Source organism: Isoptericola sp. Y581 (assembly GCF_059445475.1).
Genome location: NZ_JCAIUK010000004.1, coordinates 238,989 through 255,377, shown reverse-complemented (window position 1 = coordinate 255,377; position 16,389 = coordinate 238,989). Strand labels below are relative to the sequence as shown.

The 16,389-nt window shown below is 74.9% G+C and carries 10 protein-coding genes; all 10 read left to right on the top strand.

Annotated elements, in window-relative coordinates:
• Window positions 1–38 precede the first annotated feature (38 nt).
• The 10 genes from AC1C2W_RS09800 to AC1C2W_RS09755 are packed head-to-tail and all read left to right on the top strand — an operon-like array spanning window position 39 to window position 16,276.
• Window positions 39–1,013, top strand: a complete 975-nt coding sequence (locus AC1C2W_RS09800; RefSeq protein ID WP_495388676.1) for an AAA family ATPase — start codon at window positions 39–41, stop codon at window positions 1,011–1,013.
• Window positions 1,014–1,040: 27 nt separating this feature from the next.
• The gene (locus AC1C2W_RS09795; protein ID WP_495412984.1) at window positions 1,041–2,411 is read left to right on the top strand and encodes a DUF58 domain-containing protein; all 1,371 of its coding nucleotides are present in this window, start codon (window positions 1,041–1,043) and stop codon (window positions 2,409–2,411) included.
• Window positions 2,404–4,965, top strand: coding sequence for a transglutaminase-like domain-containing protein (locus AC1C2W_RS09790; protein WP_495412983.1), 2,562 nt, complete (start codon window positions 2,404–2,406; stop codon window positions 4,963–4,965). Before AC1C2W_RS09795 ends, AC1C2W_RS09790 begins: the two co-directional genes overlap by 8 nt.
• Window positions 4,962–6,560, top strand: coding sequence for an RDD family protein (locus AC1C2W_RS09785; RefSeq protein WP_495412982.1), 1,599 nt, complete (start codon window positions 4,962–4,964; stop codon window positions 6,558–6,560). The genes AC1C2W_RS09790 and AC1C2W_RS09785 overlap by 4 nt, the downstream gene beginning before the upstream one ends.
• Window positions 6,557–7,393, top strand: coding sequence for a PP2C family protein-serine/threonine phosphatase (locus tag AC1C2W_RS09780; RefSeq protein ID WP_495388672.1), 837 nt, complete (start codon window positions 6,557–6,559; stop codon window positions 7,391–7,393). The genes AC1C2W_RS09785 and AC1C2W_RS09780 overlap by 4 nt, the downstream gene beginning before the upstream one ends.
• On the top strand, window positions 7,390–9,183 hold the full coding sequence (locus AC1C2W_RS09775; RefSeq protein ID WP_495412981.1) for an FHA domain-containing protein: 1,794 nt from the start codon (window positions 7,390–7,392) through the stop codon (window positions 9,181–9,183). Before AC1C2W_RS09780 ends, AC1C2W_RS09775 begins: the two co-directional genes overlap by 4 nt.
• A gap of 4 nt (window positions 9,184–9,187) precedes the next feature.
• The gene (locus AC1C2W_RS09770; protein ID WP_495412980.1) at window positions 9,188–10,792 is read left to right on the top strand and encodes a serine/threonine-protein kinase; all 1,605 of its coding nucleotides are present in this window, start codon (window positions 9,188–9,190) and stop codon (window positions 10,790–10,792) included.
• Complete coding sequence (locus AC1C2W_RS09765; RefSeq protein WP_495388669.1) at window positions 10,789–11,502, top strand: hypothetical protein; 714 nt, start codon at window positions 10,789–10,791, stop codon at window positions 11,500–11,502. The genes AC1C2W_RS09770 and AC1C2W_RS09765 overlap by 4 nt, the downstream gene beginning before the upstream one ends.
• On the top strand, window positions 11,499–11,759 hold the full coding sequence (locus tag AC1C2W_RS09760) for a hypothetical protein (protein WP_495388668.1): 261 nt from the start codon (window positions 11,499–11,501) through the stop codon (window positions 11,757–11,759). The genes AC1C2W_RS09765 and AC1C2W_RS09760 overlap by 4 nt, the downstream gene beginning before the upstream one ends.
• 44 nt (window positions 11,760–11,803) lie before the next feature.
• On the top strand, window positions 11,804–16,276 hold the full coding sequence (locus AC1C2W_RS09755) for a type VII secretion EssC family protein (RefSeq protein WP_495412979.1): 4,473 nt from the start codon (window positions 11,804–11,806) through the stop codon (window positions 16,274–16,276).
• Window positions 16,277–16,389: the final 113 nt, after the last annotated feature.

Here is a 16,389-nt window from a genome sequence, read left to right as displayed (position 1 = left end):
GCGACCTTCGCGGTCAGGACAGGACGAGGACACCACTCATGAGCACGATGACCCCCGAGCAGGCGAGCTGGTTCGCCCAGACCTTCGACCGCATCGTCGGAAACGTCGCGCAGGCCGTGCTCGGCAAGGACGACCAGATCCGGCTGGCGCTGACGTGCATGCTGGCCGAGGGCCACCTGCTGCTGGAGGACGCCCCTGGCACCGGCAAGACGATGCTCGCCCGCGCGATGTCCGCGAGCGTGCAGGGCACGAACCACCGCATCCAGTTCACGCCGGACCTGCTGCCGTCGGACGTCACGGGCGTGACCATCTACGACCAGAAGACCGGGACCTTCGACTTCCACAAGGGCCCGATCTTCGCGAACATCGTCCTCGCCGACGAGATCAACCGTGCGTCGCCCAAGACGCAGTCGGCGCTGCTCGAGGTCATGGAGGAGGGCCGGGTCACGGTCGACGGCGTGTCCCACGAGGTGGGCAACCCGTTCATGGTCGTCGCCACGCAGAACCCCATCGAGCAGGCGGGCACGTACAAGCTCCCCGAGGCGCAGCTCGACCGCTTCCTCATGAAGACGTCGATCGGCTACCCCGACCTCGCGTCGACGGTGGAGATCCTCGCGGGCTCCGCGGTCCGCGACCGCAGCGCGGCGCTGCAGCCGGTCATCACCGGCCAGGCCGTGGTGGACATGGCGGCCCTCGCCGCGTCCACCCACGTGGACCCGGCCGTGCTCGAGTACATCTCCCGCCTGGCGGAGGAGTCGCGCGCGGCCGCGGACGTGCACGTCGGCGTCTCCGTGCGTGGCGCGCTGGCGCTGGTGCGCTGCATGAAGGTGTGGGCGTCGGCGCACGGGCGCAACTACGTGCTGCCGGACGACGTCAAGGACCTCGTGCAGCCGGTCTGGGCCCACCGCCTGGTACTGGACGCCGAGGCCGAGTTCGGCGGGGCCACGGCGGAGGGGACGATCGCCCGGCTGCTGACCGACGTCCCAGCGCCGCAGGAACGCCGGACCGCCTGACCGCCTGACCGCGAGACCAGGAGACTCATGACCACGACGACCGAGCGGGAGACCGCGGCCGAGGCCGCGACGCCCGAGCCTGCCCCGGAGCCCGAGGGCGGCCGCCGCCGTAGCGGCGCCACCCGGCGGGTCCGCGCCCGCGCGTCGGCCGCGCTGAGCGGGGTCGGCGGGCGGCTCGCCACGGCCTCGCGGGCGACCGGCCGCGCGACCGGCGGGGTGCTCGCGCGCGCCTGGGCGCGCGTCGCCCCGGTGCTCGGGGTGATCTCGCCCTTCGGCTGGGTCGTGCTGGTCCTGGCCGCGGGGGCGTGGGTGGCCGCGCTCGTGCTGCGCTGGGAGGAGTGGGCGGTCCTGGCCGTGACGGTGTCCGTCGCGCTGCTCGCCGCGATCGCCTTCGTCCTGGGCCGGCTGCGCTACGCGGTCACGCTCGACGTCGCCTCGCGCCGCGTGGTCGTCGGGGACCGGGCCGTCGGGCGGCTCCTGGTCCGCAACGACTCGCCGCGGTCCATGCTGCCCGCGGTGATGGAGCTGCAGGTGGGGCAGGGCATCGCCTCGTTCCCTGTGCCGCGCCTGCGCTCCGGGGCGGAGCACGAGGAGATCTTCGCCGTCCCGACGCACCAGCGCGCCGTCATCCCCCTGGGCCCGGTGCGCTCCGTGCGCGCCGACCCGCTGGGTCTGCTGCGCCGCGAGCTGGTCTGGACCGAGCCCGAGGAGCTGTTCGTCCACCCGCGCACGCTGCCGCTGTCGGGCTCCGCCACGGGACTGCTGCACGACCTCGAGGGCCGCGTGACCCCCGACATCTCCGACTCCGACGTGTCGTTCCACGCGCTGCGCGACTACGTGCCCGGCGACGACCGCCGTCACATCCACTGGAAGTCCACGGCGCGCACGGGCCAGCTCATGGTGCGCCAGTTCGAGGAGACGCGCCGCTCCCGGCTCGCCGTGATCCTCTCGACGCGGGCCGAGGACTACGCCGACCCCGAGGAGTTCGAGCTCGCGGTCTCGGCCTGCGGCTCCCTCGGCCTACAGGCGATCCGCGAGGACGGCGGCCTCGCGGTCCTCGTCCCGCAAGGGCGGGTGCGCGGCGACCACCGCACGCGCCTGCTCGACGACCTGACCCGACTCCAGCTCGCCCCCGCCCGCACGAGCCTGTCCGAGATCGCCCGGGTCGCCTCGGCGACGGTCTCCGACGCGTCCGTGGTCGTGCTCGCCGTCGGCACCCGGGTGACGCCGACGGACCTGCGCGGCGCGGCGGTGCGGCTGCCGGTCGACGCGCGCCTCGTCGCGCTGCGGTGCGCCCCCGGCGCGTCCGTGAGCCGTGGGCGGGTCGCGGACATGCAGGTGCTGACCATCGGCGAGCTGGCCGACCTGCCCCACGCGCTGCGGAGGATGCATGACTGACGCGTCGAACCCGGCGCCCGAGGGCCACACGAGCGGCTCCGGCAGCACGGGCCGCACCGGGCGCACCGGCCGGACGGGTGGGACGTCGCGCACGTCGCTGCGCGCCGGCACCACCCGCGCCCGCCGGCGCCCGGGCGACGGCCCGCGCGCGCTGTCCTGGGCGGGCGCCGTCGACGGCGCCGTGCTCGTCGCGCTGCTCGCCGTGGTGGCGCTCGGTTTCGCCCCGGTGTGGGGCACGACGGGGTACCTCGTGCCGGCGCTCGGCGGCGCGGTCGTCGGCCTGGTCATCGCCTGGCTGGGAGCCTGGCGGCGGTGGCCCGTGCTGCTCGTGGCCGGGGCCACCGTGCTCGGCTACTTCCTGTTCGGCGGGGCGCTGGCCCTGCCCGGCGCCTCGATCGGCGGCGTCGTGCCCTCGCTCGAGACGCTGAACGAGCTGGCCGTCGGCGCCGTGCAGGGGTGGAAGGCGTTCGTCACCACCGTGCCGCCGCTGGCCTCGTTCCCGGAGCTGGCCCTCGTGCCGTACCTGCTCCTGCTGGTCGCGGGCGTGCTGGCGGGCACGATCGCCTGGCGTGCGCGCGTCGCCGCCTGGGCGCTGCTGCCGGTCGTGGTGGCGCTGGCCGGGGTCGCGCTCCTCGGGACGATCCTGGCGGCGCTGCCGCTGGTCCAGGGCCTCGTGGTCGCCGTCGTGGGCCTGCTCTGGGCGTCGTGGCGCGCGGCGGAGACCCGCATGGGCGCCAACACGCTGCTCTCCGACGCGAGTCGGTCCGCGACCCGGCGGCTGCGGGCGCAGCGCGTGCGCGGCGGCGCCGTGATGCTCGTGGTCGGCGGGGTCGCCGCCGTGCTCCTTGCCCCGATGATGGTGACGGACGGGCGGGTGGCGCTGCGTGAGATGGTCACGCCGCCCCTGGACCTGCACGAGTACACGAGCCCGCTGGTCGGGTTCCGCACCTACGCCAAGGACGAGACGGACACCGAGCTCTTCACCGTCGACGGGCTGCCCGAGAACGGCCGGGTGCGGCTCGCGACGCTCGACACGTACGCGGGCACGGTCTACGACGCGTCGAGCGGCGGCGACGCCGGCGTCTTCAACCGCGCGGGCGAGGTCATCGACACCACGGCGGCGGGCACCCGCGCGCCGGTCGACGTGACCGTCACCGGCTACACGGGCTTCTGGCTGCCCGACGTGGGCCAGCTCGGGGGCGTCCGGTTCACGGGGGAGCGGGCGACCGAGCTCGCGGCGTCCACGTACTACAACGCCACCTCGGGCACGGGCCTGGTCACGTCCGGCCTGCGGCCGGGGGACTCGTACGAGCTGGACGCGATCGTCTCGCCGCGGCCGGACGACGAGGTGCTCGCGAAGACCCCGATCCTCGACGTCGACATGCCCAGCCCGAAGGACGTCGCCGACGCCGTGGACGCCAAGTCCTCGCAGTTCGCGGCCGACGCCACGGAGCCGTTCGAGAAGCTCACGAACATCCAGAACATGCTCATCGCCACGGGCGTCTACTCGAGCGGCCTGGACAACCAGCCCCCGTCGCGGCCCGGGCACTCGGCGGCACGGATCGACGCGCTGCTCGCGCAGGACGAGATGGTGGGCGACGACGAGCAGTTCGCCGTGGCCATGGCGCTCATGGCGCAGCAGGCCGGCGTCCCCGCGCGCGTGGTGATGGGCTTCTACCCGGAGGACGACACCTGGGAGGCCGGCACCCCCTACGTCGTCACCGGGGCGGACGTGCACGCCTGGGTCGAGGTGCCCTTCGAGGAGTACGGCTGGGTGCCGTTCGACGCCATCCCGGACGAGGACAACAAGGTGGAGCCGCTGCCGCGCTCCAAGCAGGTGCCGAAGCCGCCGGTGCTCGAGGACCCGGAGTCCCCGGAGGAGCCGCCCCAGGCCGAGGCGGGAGACGTCGAGGACGAGGATGAGGACGACGAGGACGCGTTCGACATCGACTGGCGTCAGGTCGCGATCATCGTCATCACCGTCGTCGTCCCGCTGGCGATCCTCGCCGTGCCGGTGCTGCTCATCCTCGGGTTCAAGTCGCGCCGGCGCGGCCGCCGACGCACGGCCACCGAGGCCGTGGACCGGGTCAGCGGCGGCTGGCGCGAGGTCGTCGACGCCGCCACCGACCTCGGGGCCGGGGTGCCCCGCGGCGCGACGCGACGCGAGGGGGCCAAGCTGGTGTCCGAGCAGCTCCCCACGGCGGCGACTCCCGAGACCTCGACGCTCGCGCACCGCGCGGACGCCACCGTCTTCGGGACGGGCGAGCCGACCCTGGAGGAGGTCGACCAGTACTGGTCCGAGGTGGACTCGCTGGTCGGCTCCCTGCGAGAGGGACTGCCGTGGCGTAAGCGCGTGGCGGCCCGGCTCTCGTTGCGCTCGGTGCGCGGCGGCGACGCCCCACCATTCCGTACGGTGATCCGGCGACGGGTTGCCGCCGTGCCGGCCACCCTGGGCCGGTGGGCGCGCGCCGCGTGGCGCGCGATCAGTGACAGGACGACCCGTGGCCGGCGGCGCGACCGCCGTGCCGGCGGTAGGAGGATCGAGAACCGATGACCACGACGTGCACCGCCTGTGGTGCCCCGCAGCAGTCCGGCGCGTTCTGCGCGGTGTGCGGCACGCCCACCGTGGCGTCCGCCTACGAGGCGCCCGACGGCGTGCGGGAGAGGCTCGAGGTCACGACCGAGCCAGAGATGCGGGAGAGCACCCGCCGCGCGTCCGCGCAGATGCTGCGCGCGGCGGCCGCCTCCGCGCAGTCGAGCGCGCCCGCCGAGCCGCCGCTGGCGGGCGTCGGCCGGCGCGCGGGGGCCTACGTGCTGGACGTGGTGACCGTCGCGCTCCTCGCGGGGGTCGTCGGCGTCGTCGTGGCGCTCGCCTCGGGGGTGCCCGGCAAGCTCGCGGGCGCCGGCGACGCCACGACGACGATGGGGTCGCGGGCGGCGGCCGCCGAGATCGCGGGCGCGCTCGCCACGGTCTACGGCGCGGTCGGGCTCGTGAGCCTGCTCGGCTGGGTCGGGCTCGCGGTCTGGGAGGGCCGGACCGGCCGGACGATCGGAAACAGCCTGCTCGGCATCCGCACGCTGGCCCTCGCGGACGGCAGCGCGATCGGCGTCGGGCGCGGCCTGCTGCGCTGGCTCGTGCTCGCCGCCTGCGGCATCCTGCCGCTGGTGGGCACAATCCTCGTGCTCGTCTCGCCCACCTTCGACGCCTCGGGCCGCCGGCAGGGCTGGCAGGACAAGGCCGCCCGCAGCGTCGTCCACGACGTGCGCGGGCTGCCGCCCCGCACCTTTGCCCCCGCCGGCGGGCCGGCCGGCGTCGCGTCACCCCAGGTCGCCGGTGTGCCGGCGGCGCCGGTCGTGGGCTCGGGCGCGCCGGCGCCCGGCGAGCCCGACCCGTGGGCGTTCCCCGCCGGCCAGCGCGACCGGGGCGGGATCATTACCGGGATCCCGGGCTCGGGCGCGCCCGCGGCGCACCCGTCGCCGACGGAGGAGCCTGCGGGCCCGCCGGTCGCCGACACCCAGCTGTCGGCCCCGCTGCCGCGGGCCACGCCGGCGCCCGCACCTGCGCCCGAGACGACGATGGTGCTGCCCACGCGGCCCACGGCGGTCGCGCCGACCCCGCCGGCGGTGCAGCCGGCGCCGGCGCCGCGGCCCGTGCCGCCATCGCAGCCGGTGAGCCGAGCGCCCGAGCCCGCGGCACAGGCGCCCGCGGGCCCGGGCTCCGACGTCGCGGCGGAGGCCGACGACGACGACATCGAGGCGACCCGGTTCAGCGTCTCCTCGCGGCGGAGCGCGGGCGACGGCACGGCCCCGCCGCGGATTGTCGTCGAGGTCGCCGCCGGCCGCCGGGTCACCGTCGCGTCGCGCACCCTCGTGGGGCGCAACCCGCAACAGGACGGCGGCGCGCCGGCGGTCCTGCTGAAGATCGACGACCCGAACCGTTCCGTGTCCAAGACGCACCTCGAGCTGTCCCCGTCGGCTGCGGGCCTGCGGGTCACGGACCTCGGCAGCACCAACGGCAGCGCTGCGATCACCCCCGGCGGGGCGGTGCAGGAGCTGACCGCCGGCGCATCGGTGACGGTGACCGCGGGGTGGGTCGTCCAGGCGGGGGCCCAGCGCCTCACGGTGGTCGGGCAGGACGTCAGCGCATGACCGTACCGGTCGCGCTCGGGCTGCTGTGGGGCGCGTCGACGCACCAGGGCGCCAGGCGCACGCTGAACGAGGACTCGTTCCTCGCGGGCGGCTCCGTGTTCTTCGTCGCCGACGGCATGGGCGGGCACGACGCCGGCGAGGTCGCCAGCGCGGCCGCGGTCGAGGCGCTGAGCGCGCTCGCGGTGTCCGACGTCGTCGGGGTGGACGCCGTGCGCTGCCGCGTGCGGGTGGCGCACGACGCGGTGCGGGCGATCGAGACGACGCCCGGCCGCGGCGCGGGCACCACGCTGTCCGGGGTCGCGCTGACGCACCAGGGCGGCGAGCCGTACTGGCTCGTGGTGAACATCGGCGACTCGCGCACGTACCGGCTCGCCGACGGCGAGCTGGAGCAGGTGAGCGTGGACCACTCCGAGGTGCAGGAGCTCGTGGAGGCGGGCGCCATCACGCCCCAGGAGGCGGCGACCCACCCGCGCCGGCACGTGGTGACGCGGGCGCTCGGCGCGCCCGAGGACCCCGAGGCGGACTTCTGGTTCCTGCCCGTGCACGCGGGCGACCGGCTGCTCGTCTGCTCGGACGGCCTGACGAACGAGCTGAAGGACGCCCGCATCGCCGAGGTCCTGCTCGTCGAGCCCGATCCGCAGGTCGCGGCGGACCGGCTGGTACGGGAGGCCCTGGTCGCGGGTGGTCGGGATAACATCACCGTCATCGTGGTGGACGCCACAGGGCTGACGGACGCCCTGGAGAGCACGGCACCCAGGGACGGGCGGTCGGGCCACGATGACAACGAGGACACGGTGCCCCGGCGGTCGCCGTGGAAAGGGGCCCTGACGTGACCGTGCGCTATGTGATCGGACCCGCCTACGCGGTGGTGCGTGGTGGCGCCGTCGTGGTGCTGCCGGAAAGGGTCAGCCCGGAGCTGGTCGACGAGCTGTGGAAGACGCTCGGGGAGCGTGCCGGCGTCGTGCCCGTGCTCGAGGTGCTCACGGGCGCCTTCGGCGCGAGCCTGGCGTCCCTGCCGCCCTTCGCGATGGCCGTCGCCGACGGCCGGCGCGTCCAGATCGCCGCCCGGGGCGCGACCTCGGTGACCGTGGCGCGCGCGGACGGCTGGGACCACGTGTCCGGCGAGGGCGTCACGACCTGGGCCGAGCGGACGTTCGAGGACGTGGTGGACCTCGCGGTGCAGGTCGGCGTGGCCGAGCCCGCCGGCGAGCTCGTGGATGCGCGGGCGCTGCCGCTGGACGCCGGCGTCGTGCTGGTCGCGTCCGTCGGGTCCCGGTTGACCGACGAGGCGGCCCCCGCGGCCCCGACGCACCGGCCCACCCCCGTGCCCGAGCCCTGGATGGCTGACGACGCCGACGCCGACGCCGACGCCGACGCCGACGACGCCGACGACGCGGTGCCTGCCGCCCGGGCCGTCGACCATGCCGTCGACCAGGCGCCCGTGGCATCCGGGATCGGCGTCGCGCGGCTCGGCGGCACCGGGCCGGCGGCCTCCTCCTTCGGGGCGACGTTCGCCCCCGAGGCCACCGTCGCCCCCGAAGCCACCATCGCGCCCGGGTCGACCGTCCTCCCGAGCCTGACGGTCACGGGGGACGACGTGCCGCGGGTCGCGCCGGACGGTGGCGACGACGCCGCGGGCGACGCGACGGGTGACGGTGCCGCGGGCGACGGCGCGGCCGACCTCCCCGTGGAGGAGACCACCGGCTTCGGCCACCTCTGGGGCTCGACCGTGCACCGCGCCGTCGAGGCGGCCGCCGTGCGCCCGCCGGAGGAGGACGAGGAGGACGGGGACGAGCCGGTTGCGGCCGCGCCGCCGCCGTCGTCCGCCCCCGCCCCGACGCCGGTCACCTTGCTTGGCGACCTGCCCGGCGACCTGCCCGGCGACCTGCCCGGCGACCTGCCCGGCGACCCGCCCGGCGACCTGCCCGGCGACGACGACGGTTCGACGCAGCTGGAGCCGGGCGAACCGGAGGACGCGGCGGACGACGCCGGAGGCTTCGAGGACGAGGTCGAGGGCAGCACCGTGATGTCGTCGGCCATCGCCGACCTGCGTGCGGCCGCCGCGCCCTCGTCCGGCGGCGCGGCCTCCGTCGGTGGCGTCGCGGACGGTCCCGACCTGCCGCCGCCGCCCGGCCCCGCGTTCGCCCCCGGGGCGCTGCCCGGGCGGCCGACGATCCTGGCGCGCTCCTGCACGGCGGGCCACCCGAACCCGCCGCAGCGCGACGACTGCGCGACGTGCGGGCAGGCGCTCCTGGGCGAGGCCCGGCAGGTCCCGCGCCCGGCGCTGGGCGTCATGGCCGTCTCGGGCGGGCCGCGCGTCACGCTCGACCGGCCCGTCGTGGTGGGGCGTCGTCCCCGCTCGCCGCGCGCCGCGAGCGACGACCTGCCGCGGCTGGTGACGGTGCCGAGCCCGCAGCAGGACATCTCCCGCTCGCACGCCGAGGTCCGCCTCGAGGGCTGGCACGTGCTGGTCAGCGACATGAGCACCACGAACGGCACCACCCTGTTGCGCACCGGCCAGCCGCCGTTGCGCCTGCACCCGGGCGAGGCCGTGCTGGTCGTTGCGAAGGACGTCGTCGACCTGGGCGACGGCGTGACGCTCACGTTCGAAGGGATCCTCTGACCATATGAGTCGCAAGCGCCCGCCGTCGCCCCCACCGGAGATCGACGGGTTCGAGTACGTCTCGATCATCGGCTCCGGCGGCTTCTCCGACGTCTTCCTGTACCAGCAGCGCCGACCGCGCCGTCGCGTGGCGGTCAAGGTCCTCCTGCACGAGTGGACCGGCGAGGGCCAGCGCGAGGCCTTCGACGCCGAGGCCGACCTGATGGCGACCCTGTCGACCCACCCGTCGATCGTCACGATGTACGAGGCGGACGTCTCCGCCGACGGCCGCCCGTACCTCGCCATGGAGTACTGCTCCCGGCCCAACCTCGGTGCCCGGTACCGCGCCGAGCGGCTCAGCGTGCCGGACGTGCTGCGGATCGCCGTCCAGATCGCCGGAGCCGTCGAGACCGCCCACCGGGCCGGCATCCTGCACCGCGACATCAAGCCCGCGAACATCCTCGTCACCGAGTACGGGCACCCGGCGCTGACGGACTTCGGCATCTCCTCCACGCTCGACGACGCGGGCCGGGCCGAGGGCATGTCGATCCCGTGGTCGCCGCCGGAGTCCTTCGCCGAGCCTCCGGGCACGAGCATCGGGACGGACGTGTGGGGGCTGGCCGCCACGACGTACTCGCTGCTCGCCTCCCGCACGCCGTTCGAGGTGCCGGGCGGCACGAACTCGAGCGCCGACCTCGTCGCGCGCATCGAGTCGGCCCCGCTGCAGCAGACCGGGCGCAACGACATCCCAGCCTCGCTCGAGCGCGTGCTGAGCACCGCGATGGCGAAGAACCCCCAGGCGCGGTACTCCACCTCCCTCGAGTTCGCCCGCGCGCTGCAGGCGGTCCAGACGGAGCTGTCGTTCGCCGTCACGCCCATCGACCTGCTCGACGACCGCGGGCAGGTGCGCGACGACGCGCAGGACGCCCCGGACGAGGACGAGGTCGGCACGCGGCTGCGCGAGGTCGTCTCCGTCGACCCGCGCGGCCCCGCCGCGACGGCACCGGCGCTGGCCGGAGCCGCGCCGGCGGCCCCTGCGCGCTCGTGGTCGACGTCCGCGCCGTCGCCCGCGACCACGGGAACGGCGCAACCCTCGACGCTCGCCGAGGACGACCTGGGCGACACGGTGCACCGCTCGCTGCCCGTGGCGGCACCGACGACGACGGCGCCGCCGACCTCGGGGGCCGAGGCGCCCTCGGCCGCGCCGCGCCGCGGGCTCGTCGGCGGGCTCGTGGCCGGGGTCGTGGTGCTCGTGGGGGTGCTGGCCTTCGTGCTCTGGCCCGACGGCGGGACCCCGGAGGACGACCCGACCACCCCGGCCGCGACGGGAGCCGTCAACGAGGGCGCGCCCCCGGCGGACAACCTCAGCGGCCTGGTGCCGTCGGTCACGGAGCTCGCGGGCAAGGCCACGGGCGACAAGGTCGTGTTCACGTGGGAGAACCCCGACCCCGAGGACGGCGACACGTACGGCTGGCGCGCCGCCGCGCAGCTCGAGGAGGGGGCCTACACGCAGGTGGAGCAGCCCTCGGTGACGGTGGACAAGGCCGACGGCGGGCAGACCTGCGTCGAGGTCGTCATCGTCCGCTCGGGCGCGTTCTCCGTCGACTCGAAGGGAGCGTGCGTCGGGTGAGCGAGCTGGCGATGGAGTTCGCGGGGGAGTGGTTCCGCGCCGACCCGGACGGGGTCTTCGAGATCGGGCGCGAGGGCGACCTCGCGCTCGACGACAACCCCTACCTGCACCGGCGCTTCCTGCAGGTCACGCACGCCTCGGGGCTGTGGTGGCTGGGCAACGTCGGCAACCGGCTCTCGGCGACCGTCTGCGACGCGGCGGGCGGGGTGCAGTCCTGGCTGTCGCCGGGCACGTCGCTGCCGATCGTCTTCCCGTCCACCTCGATCGTCTTCACCGCCGGGCCCACCACGTACGAGGTGCTCGCCCGGCTCAGCCCGGCCCCGTACGCGGAGATCCGCTCCGAGGAGCCGGAGGGCGGCGCCACCACGATCGGCCTGATCCCGTTCACGGTGAGCCAGCGGCAGCTCATCGTCGCGCTGTGCGAGCCGATGCTGCGCCGCGACGGCACGGGCCTGTCCGAGCTCCCGTCGTCCGCGGAGGCGGCGGCGCGCCTGGGGTGGACGACGACGCGGTTCAACCGCAAGCTCGACAACGTCTGCGAGAAGCTCGACCGCGTGGGCGTGAAGGGTCTGCGCGGCGGCGGCTCCGGCGGGCTCGCGACCAACCGGCGCGCGCGGCTCGTGGAGTACGCCGTCGCGTCGCGGCTCGTCGCCGCGGAGGACCTGCCGCTGCTCGACCTGACGGCTGCCGACGGGAAGGACGCGGAGTGACTCGTCGCCACCGCCCGGAGCTCTGGCAGCTCGTCGTGGTGGTCGCCGTCGGCGCCGCGGCGATCGCGTTCGTGATCCTCATGGCGGCGGGCGTGCTGCGCGACGGCGTGGGCACCGGGGACCCGCTCGACTACTGGCGGGCGATCGGCCGCGAGCTCACCGACGCCGGCAACTGGCGCGTGATCGCCCTGAGCGCGGCGGCGGGCGCCGCGATCACCGCCGTCGTCGGCGTCCTGGCACGCCGCGGTGCGAAGTAGCGCTACCGACCATCTGACCCAGACGAAACGAACCGAGGAGAGCGATGCGCGTCAAAGTGACGCTCCGACGCCCCGACACCACGCACGACGACGTCGTCGTCACCGCAGACGCGGGGGCGACCATCGGCGAGGTGGCGTCCACCCTGGCCCGCGTGGACCCGGGCGGGGCGGGCGCGGTCGGCGCCGGCAGGCGGACGATCGAGGCGCGGCTGCCCGGCCAGGACCGGCCCACCCGCCTGCCGGTCGACGCCGCGCTCGGCGAGGCGTGGATCGGCTCGGGCGCGGAGGTCGCGCTCGTCGAGCTCGACCGCCCGGGGTTCGACTACCAGCCCTCCCGGGACGTGCGCGCCACCCTCCGGTTCGCGGACGGCAGCGTGATCGACCTGCCCGAGGGCAGCTGGACGCTCGGGCGCGCGCCCGGCTGCGACGTCGTGCTGAGCGACTCGCTCGTGTCGAAGCGGCACCTGCGCCTCGACGTCTCGGACGTCGTCGACGTCATCGACCTGGGCTCGGCCAACGGCCTGCTGGTGGACGGCGACCACGTGCAGCGCCTGCGCGTCGAGGGCAGCCAGCGCGTCACCGTCGGCGACACCGTGATGACGATCGAGCGGCGCAAACCGCAGACCCTGACGGGCGTGGCGCCCAAGGCGGGGCCCGTGCCGTTCACGCGCTCGCCGCGCGTCGAGGCCCGGTACAAGGGCCAGGAGTTCGAGTCGCCGGACGTCCCCACCGAGACCGAGCCGCAGCCGTTCCCGTTCCTCGCACTCCTGGCGCCGGCGCTCATGGGCGGATTCATGCTCGCCATGGGCCGCGGCCCCATGGGGATGATGTTCATCCTGCTGTCGCCGATCATGCTCGTCGGCAACTTCCTCACCCGCAACATGCAGAACCGCAAGCGCAAGGAGCGCGACATCGCGCGCTTCGAGGAGCGTCTCGACGCGCTGCGCGACGCGCTCGGGGGCGAGGAGGAGACGGAGCGCTCGGTGCGGCTGCGCGAGGCGCCGGCGACGCCGCACGTCTTCGCCGAGGCGATGCGGCACGGGCCGATGCTGTGGACACGCCGCCCGGAGCACTGGAGCTTCCTCAACGTGCGGTTCGGCATCGGCACGATGCCGTCGCGCAACTCGGTCAAGTCAGCGGGCAAGGGACAGCTCATCAAGGAGTACCAGGAGCGTCTGGACGCCGTCGTCGACAAGCACGAGAACATCCCGGGCGTGCCCGTGGTGGAGAACCTGTACGACGCGGGCGCGCTCGGCTTCGCCGGGCCGCCCGCGAAGGTGGCGGGCAGCCTCAACGCCACGCTGCTGCAGCTCACCGGCCTGCACTCGCCGGCGGAGCTGGTCGTCACGGGCATGGTCAGCCCGGTGTGGACCAAGCACCTGCAGTGGCTCACGTGGATCCCGCACACGTCGTCGCCGCAGAGCCCGATCGAGGGCCACCACCTGGCCGACTCGGCGAGCGGCGCGGCGCGTCTGGTCGCCGAGCTCGAGGAGCTCGTCACCACGCGCCTGCGCGTCGCGCGCGGCGGCACCCAGCGGCGCGGCGCGATCGACGACGACGACGCCGCCCTGGAGCGCGGCGGCGACGTCGGCGGCAAGAAGGCGGAGGCCGGGACGAAGTCCGCGGTGCCCGCCGTGGTGGTCGTCGTCTCCGACGACATCGACGTGGAGCGGGCCCGCCTGGTGCAGCTCGCCGAGCAGGGCCCCGACGCGGGCGTCTACGTGCTGTGGATCTCCCCCGACACGGCGTACCTCCCGGCGGCGTGCCGCACGTTCGTGGACCTCGGCGAGCACGGGCCGCGGGTCGGGATGGTGCGGCTGGGTCGCTGGGTGGACGACGTCGAGCTCGAGGAGATCGACGGCACGACGGCGCTCGACTACGGGCGGCGGCTCGCCCCCGTCTTCGACGCCGGCGCGATCGTCGCCGACTCGTCCGACCTGCCGCGCTCGGTGACGATGCCCGCGCTGCTCGGGCACGAGCTGTTCGAGGACCCGCATGCCGTGCTGGAGCGCTGGCGCCAGAACCTGTCGGTCTACGACCGCACGCAGGCGGTGCCGCGCAAGCGCGCCGGGTCCCTGCGCGCCATCGTCGGCTCGGCCGGCCTGGACGCCCAGCACCTCGACCTGCGCAGTCAGGGCCCGCACGCCCTGGTGGGCGGCACCACGGGTGCGGGCAAGTCGGAGTTCCTGCAGGCGTGGGTGCTCGCGATGGCGGCCGAGTACAGCCCGGACCGCGTCACGTTCCTGTTCGTGGACTACAAGGGCGGCTCCGCGTTCGCGGACTGTGTCCAGCTGCCGCACTGCGTCGGCCTGGTCACCGACCTCAGCCAGCACCTGGTGCTGCGCGCCCTCACGTCCCTGCGGGCCGAGCTGCACCACCGCGAGCACCTGTTCAATCGCAAGAAGGCCAAGGACCTGCTCGAGCTGGAGAAGCGCGGGGACCCGGAGACGCCGCCCGCGCTCGTCATCGTCATCGACGAGTTCGCGGCGCTGGTGGGCGACGTGCCCGAGTTCGTGGACGGCGTCGTCGACGTCGCGCAGCGCGGCCGGTCGCTCGGCATCCACCTCATCCTGGCGACCCAGCGCCCGGCGGGCGTCATCAAGGACAACCTGCGCGCCAACACGAACCTTCGCGTCGCGCTGCGGATGGCGGACGAGTCGGACTCCAGCGACGTCGTCGACATCAAGGATGCCGCGCACATCGACCCCGCGATCCCGGGCCGTGGCGTGGTCAAGACGGGTCCGGGCCGGCTGCAGGCCTTCCAGTCCGGGTACGCGGGCGCCTGGAGCACCCGCGCCCCCGAGAACACCGCGATCGAGGTCGCCGGGCTGCACTTCGGCCGCGAGGAGAAGTGGGAGGAGCCGATCGACCCGGCGGCCTCCGTCGACGACGACATGGACCTCGGACCCAACGACCAGCAGCGGCTCGTCGCCCGGGTCGGCGAGGCGTTCCAGGCAGGGCGTCTGCCCACGCCGCGTCGCCCGTGGCTCGACTCCATGGCCGACGCCTACGACCTCACCCGCCTGCACCAGCGCACGGACACCGAGCTGCTGATCGGCGTCGCGGACATCCCCGAGCAGCAGGCGCAGCGCCCGCTGTACTTCAACCCCGACACCGACGGCCACCTGGGCGTGTACGGCACGGGCGGCGCCGGCAAGAGCACCGCGCTGCGCACCATCGCCGCTGCGGCGGGCATCACCCCGCGCGGCGGCCCCGTGCACGTGTACGGCCTGGACTTCGCCGCCGGTGCCCTGCGGATGCTGTCCGCCCTGCCGCACGTGGGCACCATCGCGCGCGGGGACGATGTCGAGCGCGTCGTCGGGCTGATGCGGATGCTGCGCGACGAGCTGCAGCGGCGCGGGGAGGCGTTCGCCGCCGTCTCGGCGTCGAGCGTCAGCGAGTACCGCCAGCTCAGCGGCCGGGCCGACGTGCCGCGCATCCTGCTGCTGGTGGACGGGTTCCCCGGCTTCCGCGACGACTTCGAGGTCGGCGCGGGCCGCTCCGAGTGGTTCGATGTCTTCCGCGACATCCTGGGCGACGGCCGCGCACTCGGCATGCACGTCATCTTTACCGCCGACCGCTCGGGCGCCGTACCGACGTACGTGCGCTCGATGGTGCAGCGCAACCTGCTGCTGCGGATGACCGACGACGGGTACCTGGCGTTCAACGCGCCGCGCGACATCATCACGGCGGACTCGCCGAACGGGCGCGCGATCCTCGACGGGCTCGAGGTCCAGGTCGCCGTCATCGGCGGCACGACCTCCGTCTCGACGCAGGCGGCCGCGACCGAGAAGCTCGGCCAGTCGATGCTGCAGGCCGGGGTGCGTCCTGCGCCTGCGGTGCAGGTGCTGCCCACCGAGTACGGGGCCGACCAGCTCCCGACGCACGTCGACGGGCGGCCCGTGCTCGGCCTCGACGGCATCACCCTGGACGCGGTGCCCTTCGAGGCGTCGGGCACGCTGGTCGTGGCCGGCCCGCCCGGGTCGGGGCGCAGCAATGCGCTCGTCGCGATCGCCCGAGCGGTGCTGCGCGCCAACCCCGACGCGCGGATGTACCTGTTCGCGCAGGGGCGCTCGGCGATCGCCGACAAGCTGCCGTGGACGGAGGTGGCGACCGGGGCGGAGAAGGTCAAGGCGCTCGCGACCGACCTGCTCGCCGCCGTCCAGGACGAGGACGTCGACCCGGGCATCGTGGTCCTGATCGAGGGCATCAACGAGTACCTGCAGTCGCCCGCGGACAAGCCGATCCAGGACCTCACCAAGGCGATCCGCGGCAGCGACCACCTGCTCGTCGCCGAGGCGGAGACGGCGGGCTGGTCGGCGACCTGGCCCCTGCTCGGCGAGGTGAAGAACGGCCGCCGCGGCCTGATCTTGCAGCCGGAGAACCTCGACGGCGACACGATCCTCAAGACGTCGCTGCCGCGCTCGGGCAAGGGCGAGTTCCCCGTCGGCCGCGGCGTGTGGGTCGCGCGGGGCAAGCAGGCGCGGGTGCAGCTGCCGCTGGTGCTGGAGGACTGAGCCGAGCGACGAGCCGACCAACCGAGACGGACGCCGATCGATGGGGAGGACTCCCCATCGACGTGTGCTCGGGGCGCCCGCTAGGGTCGTCGCGGACGACGGATCGGCCGCTA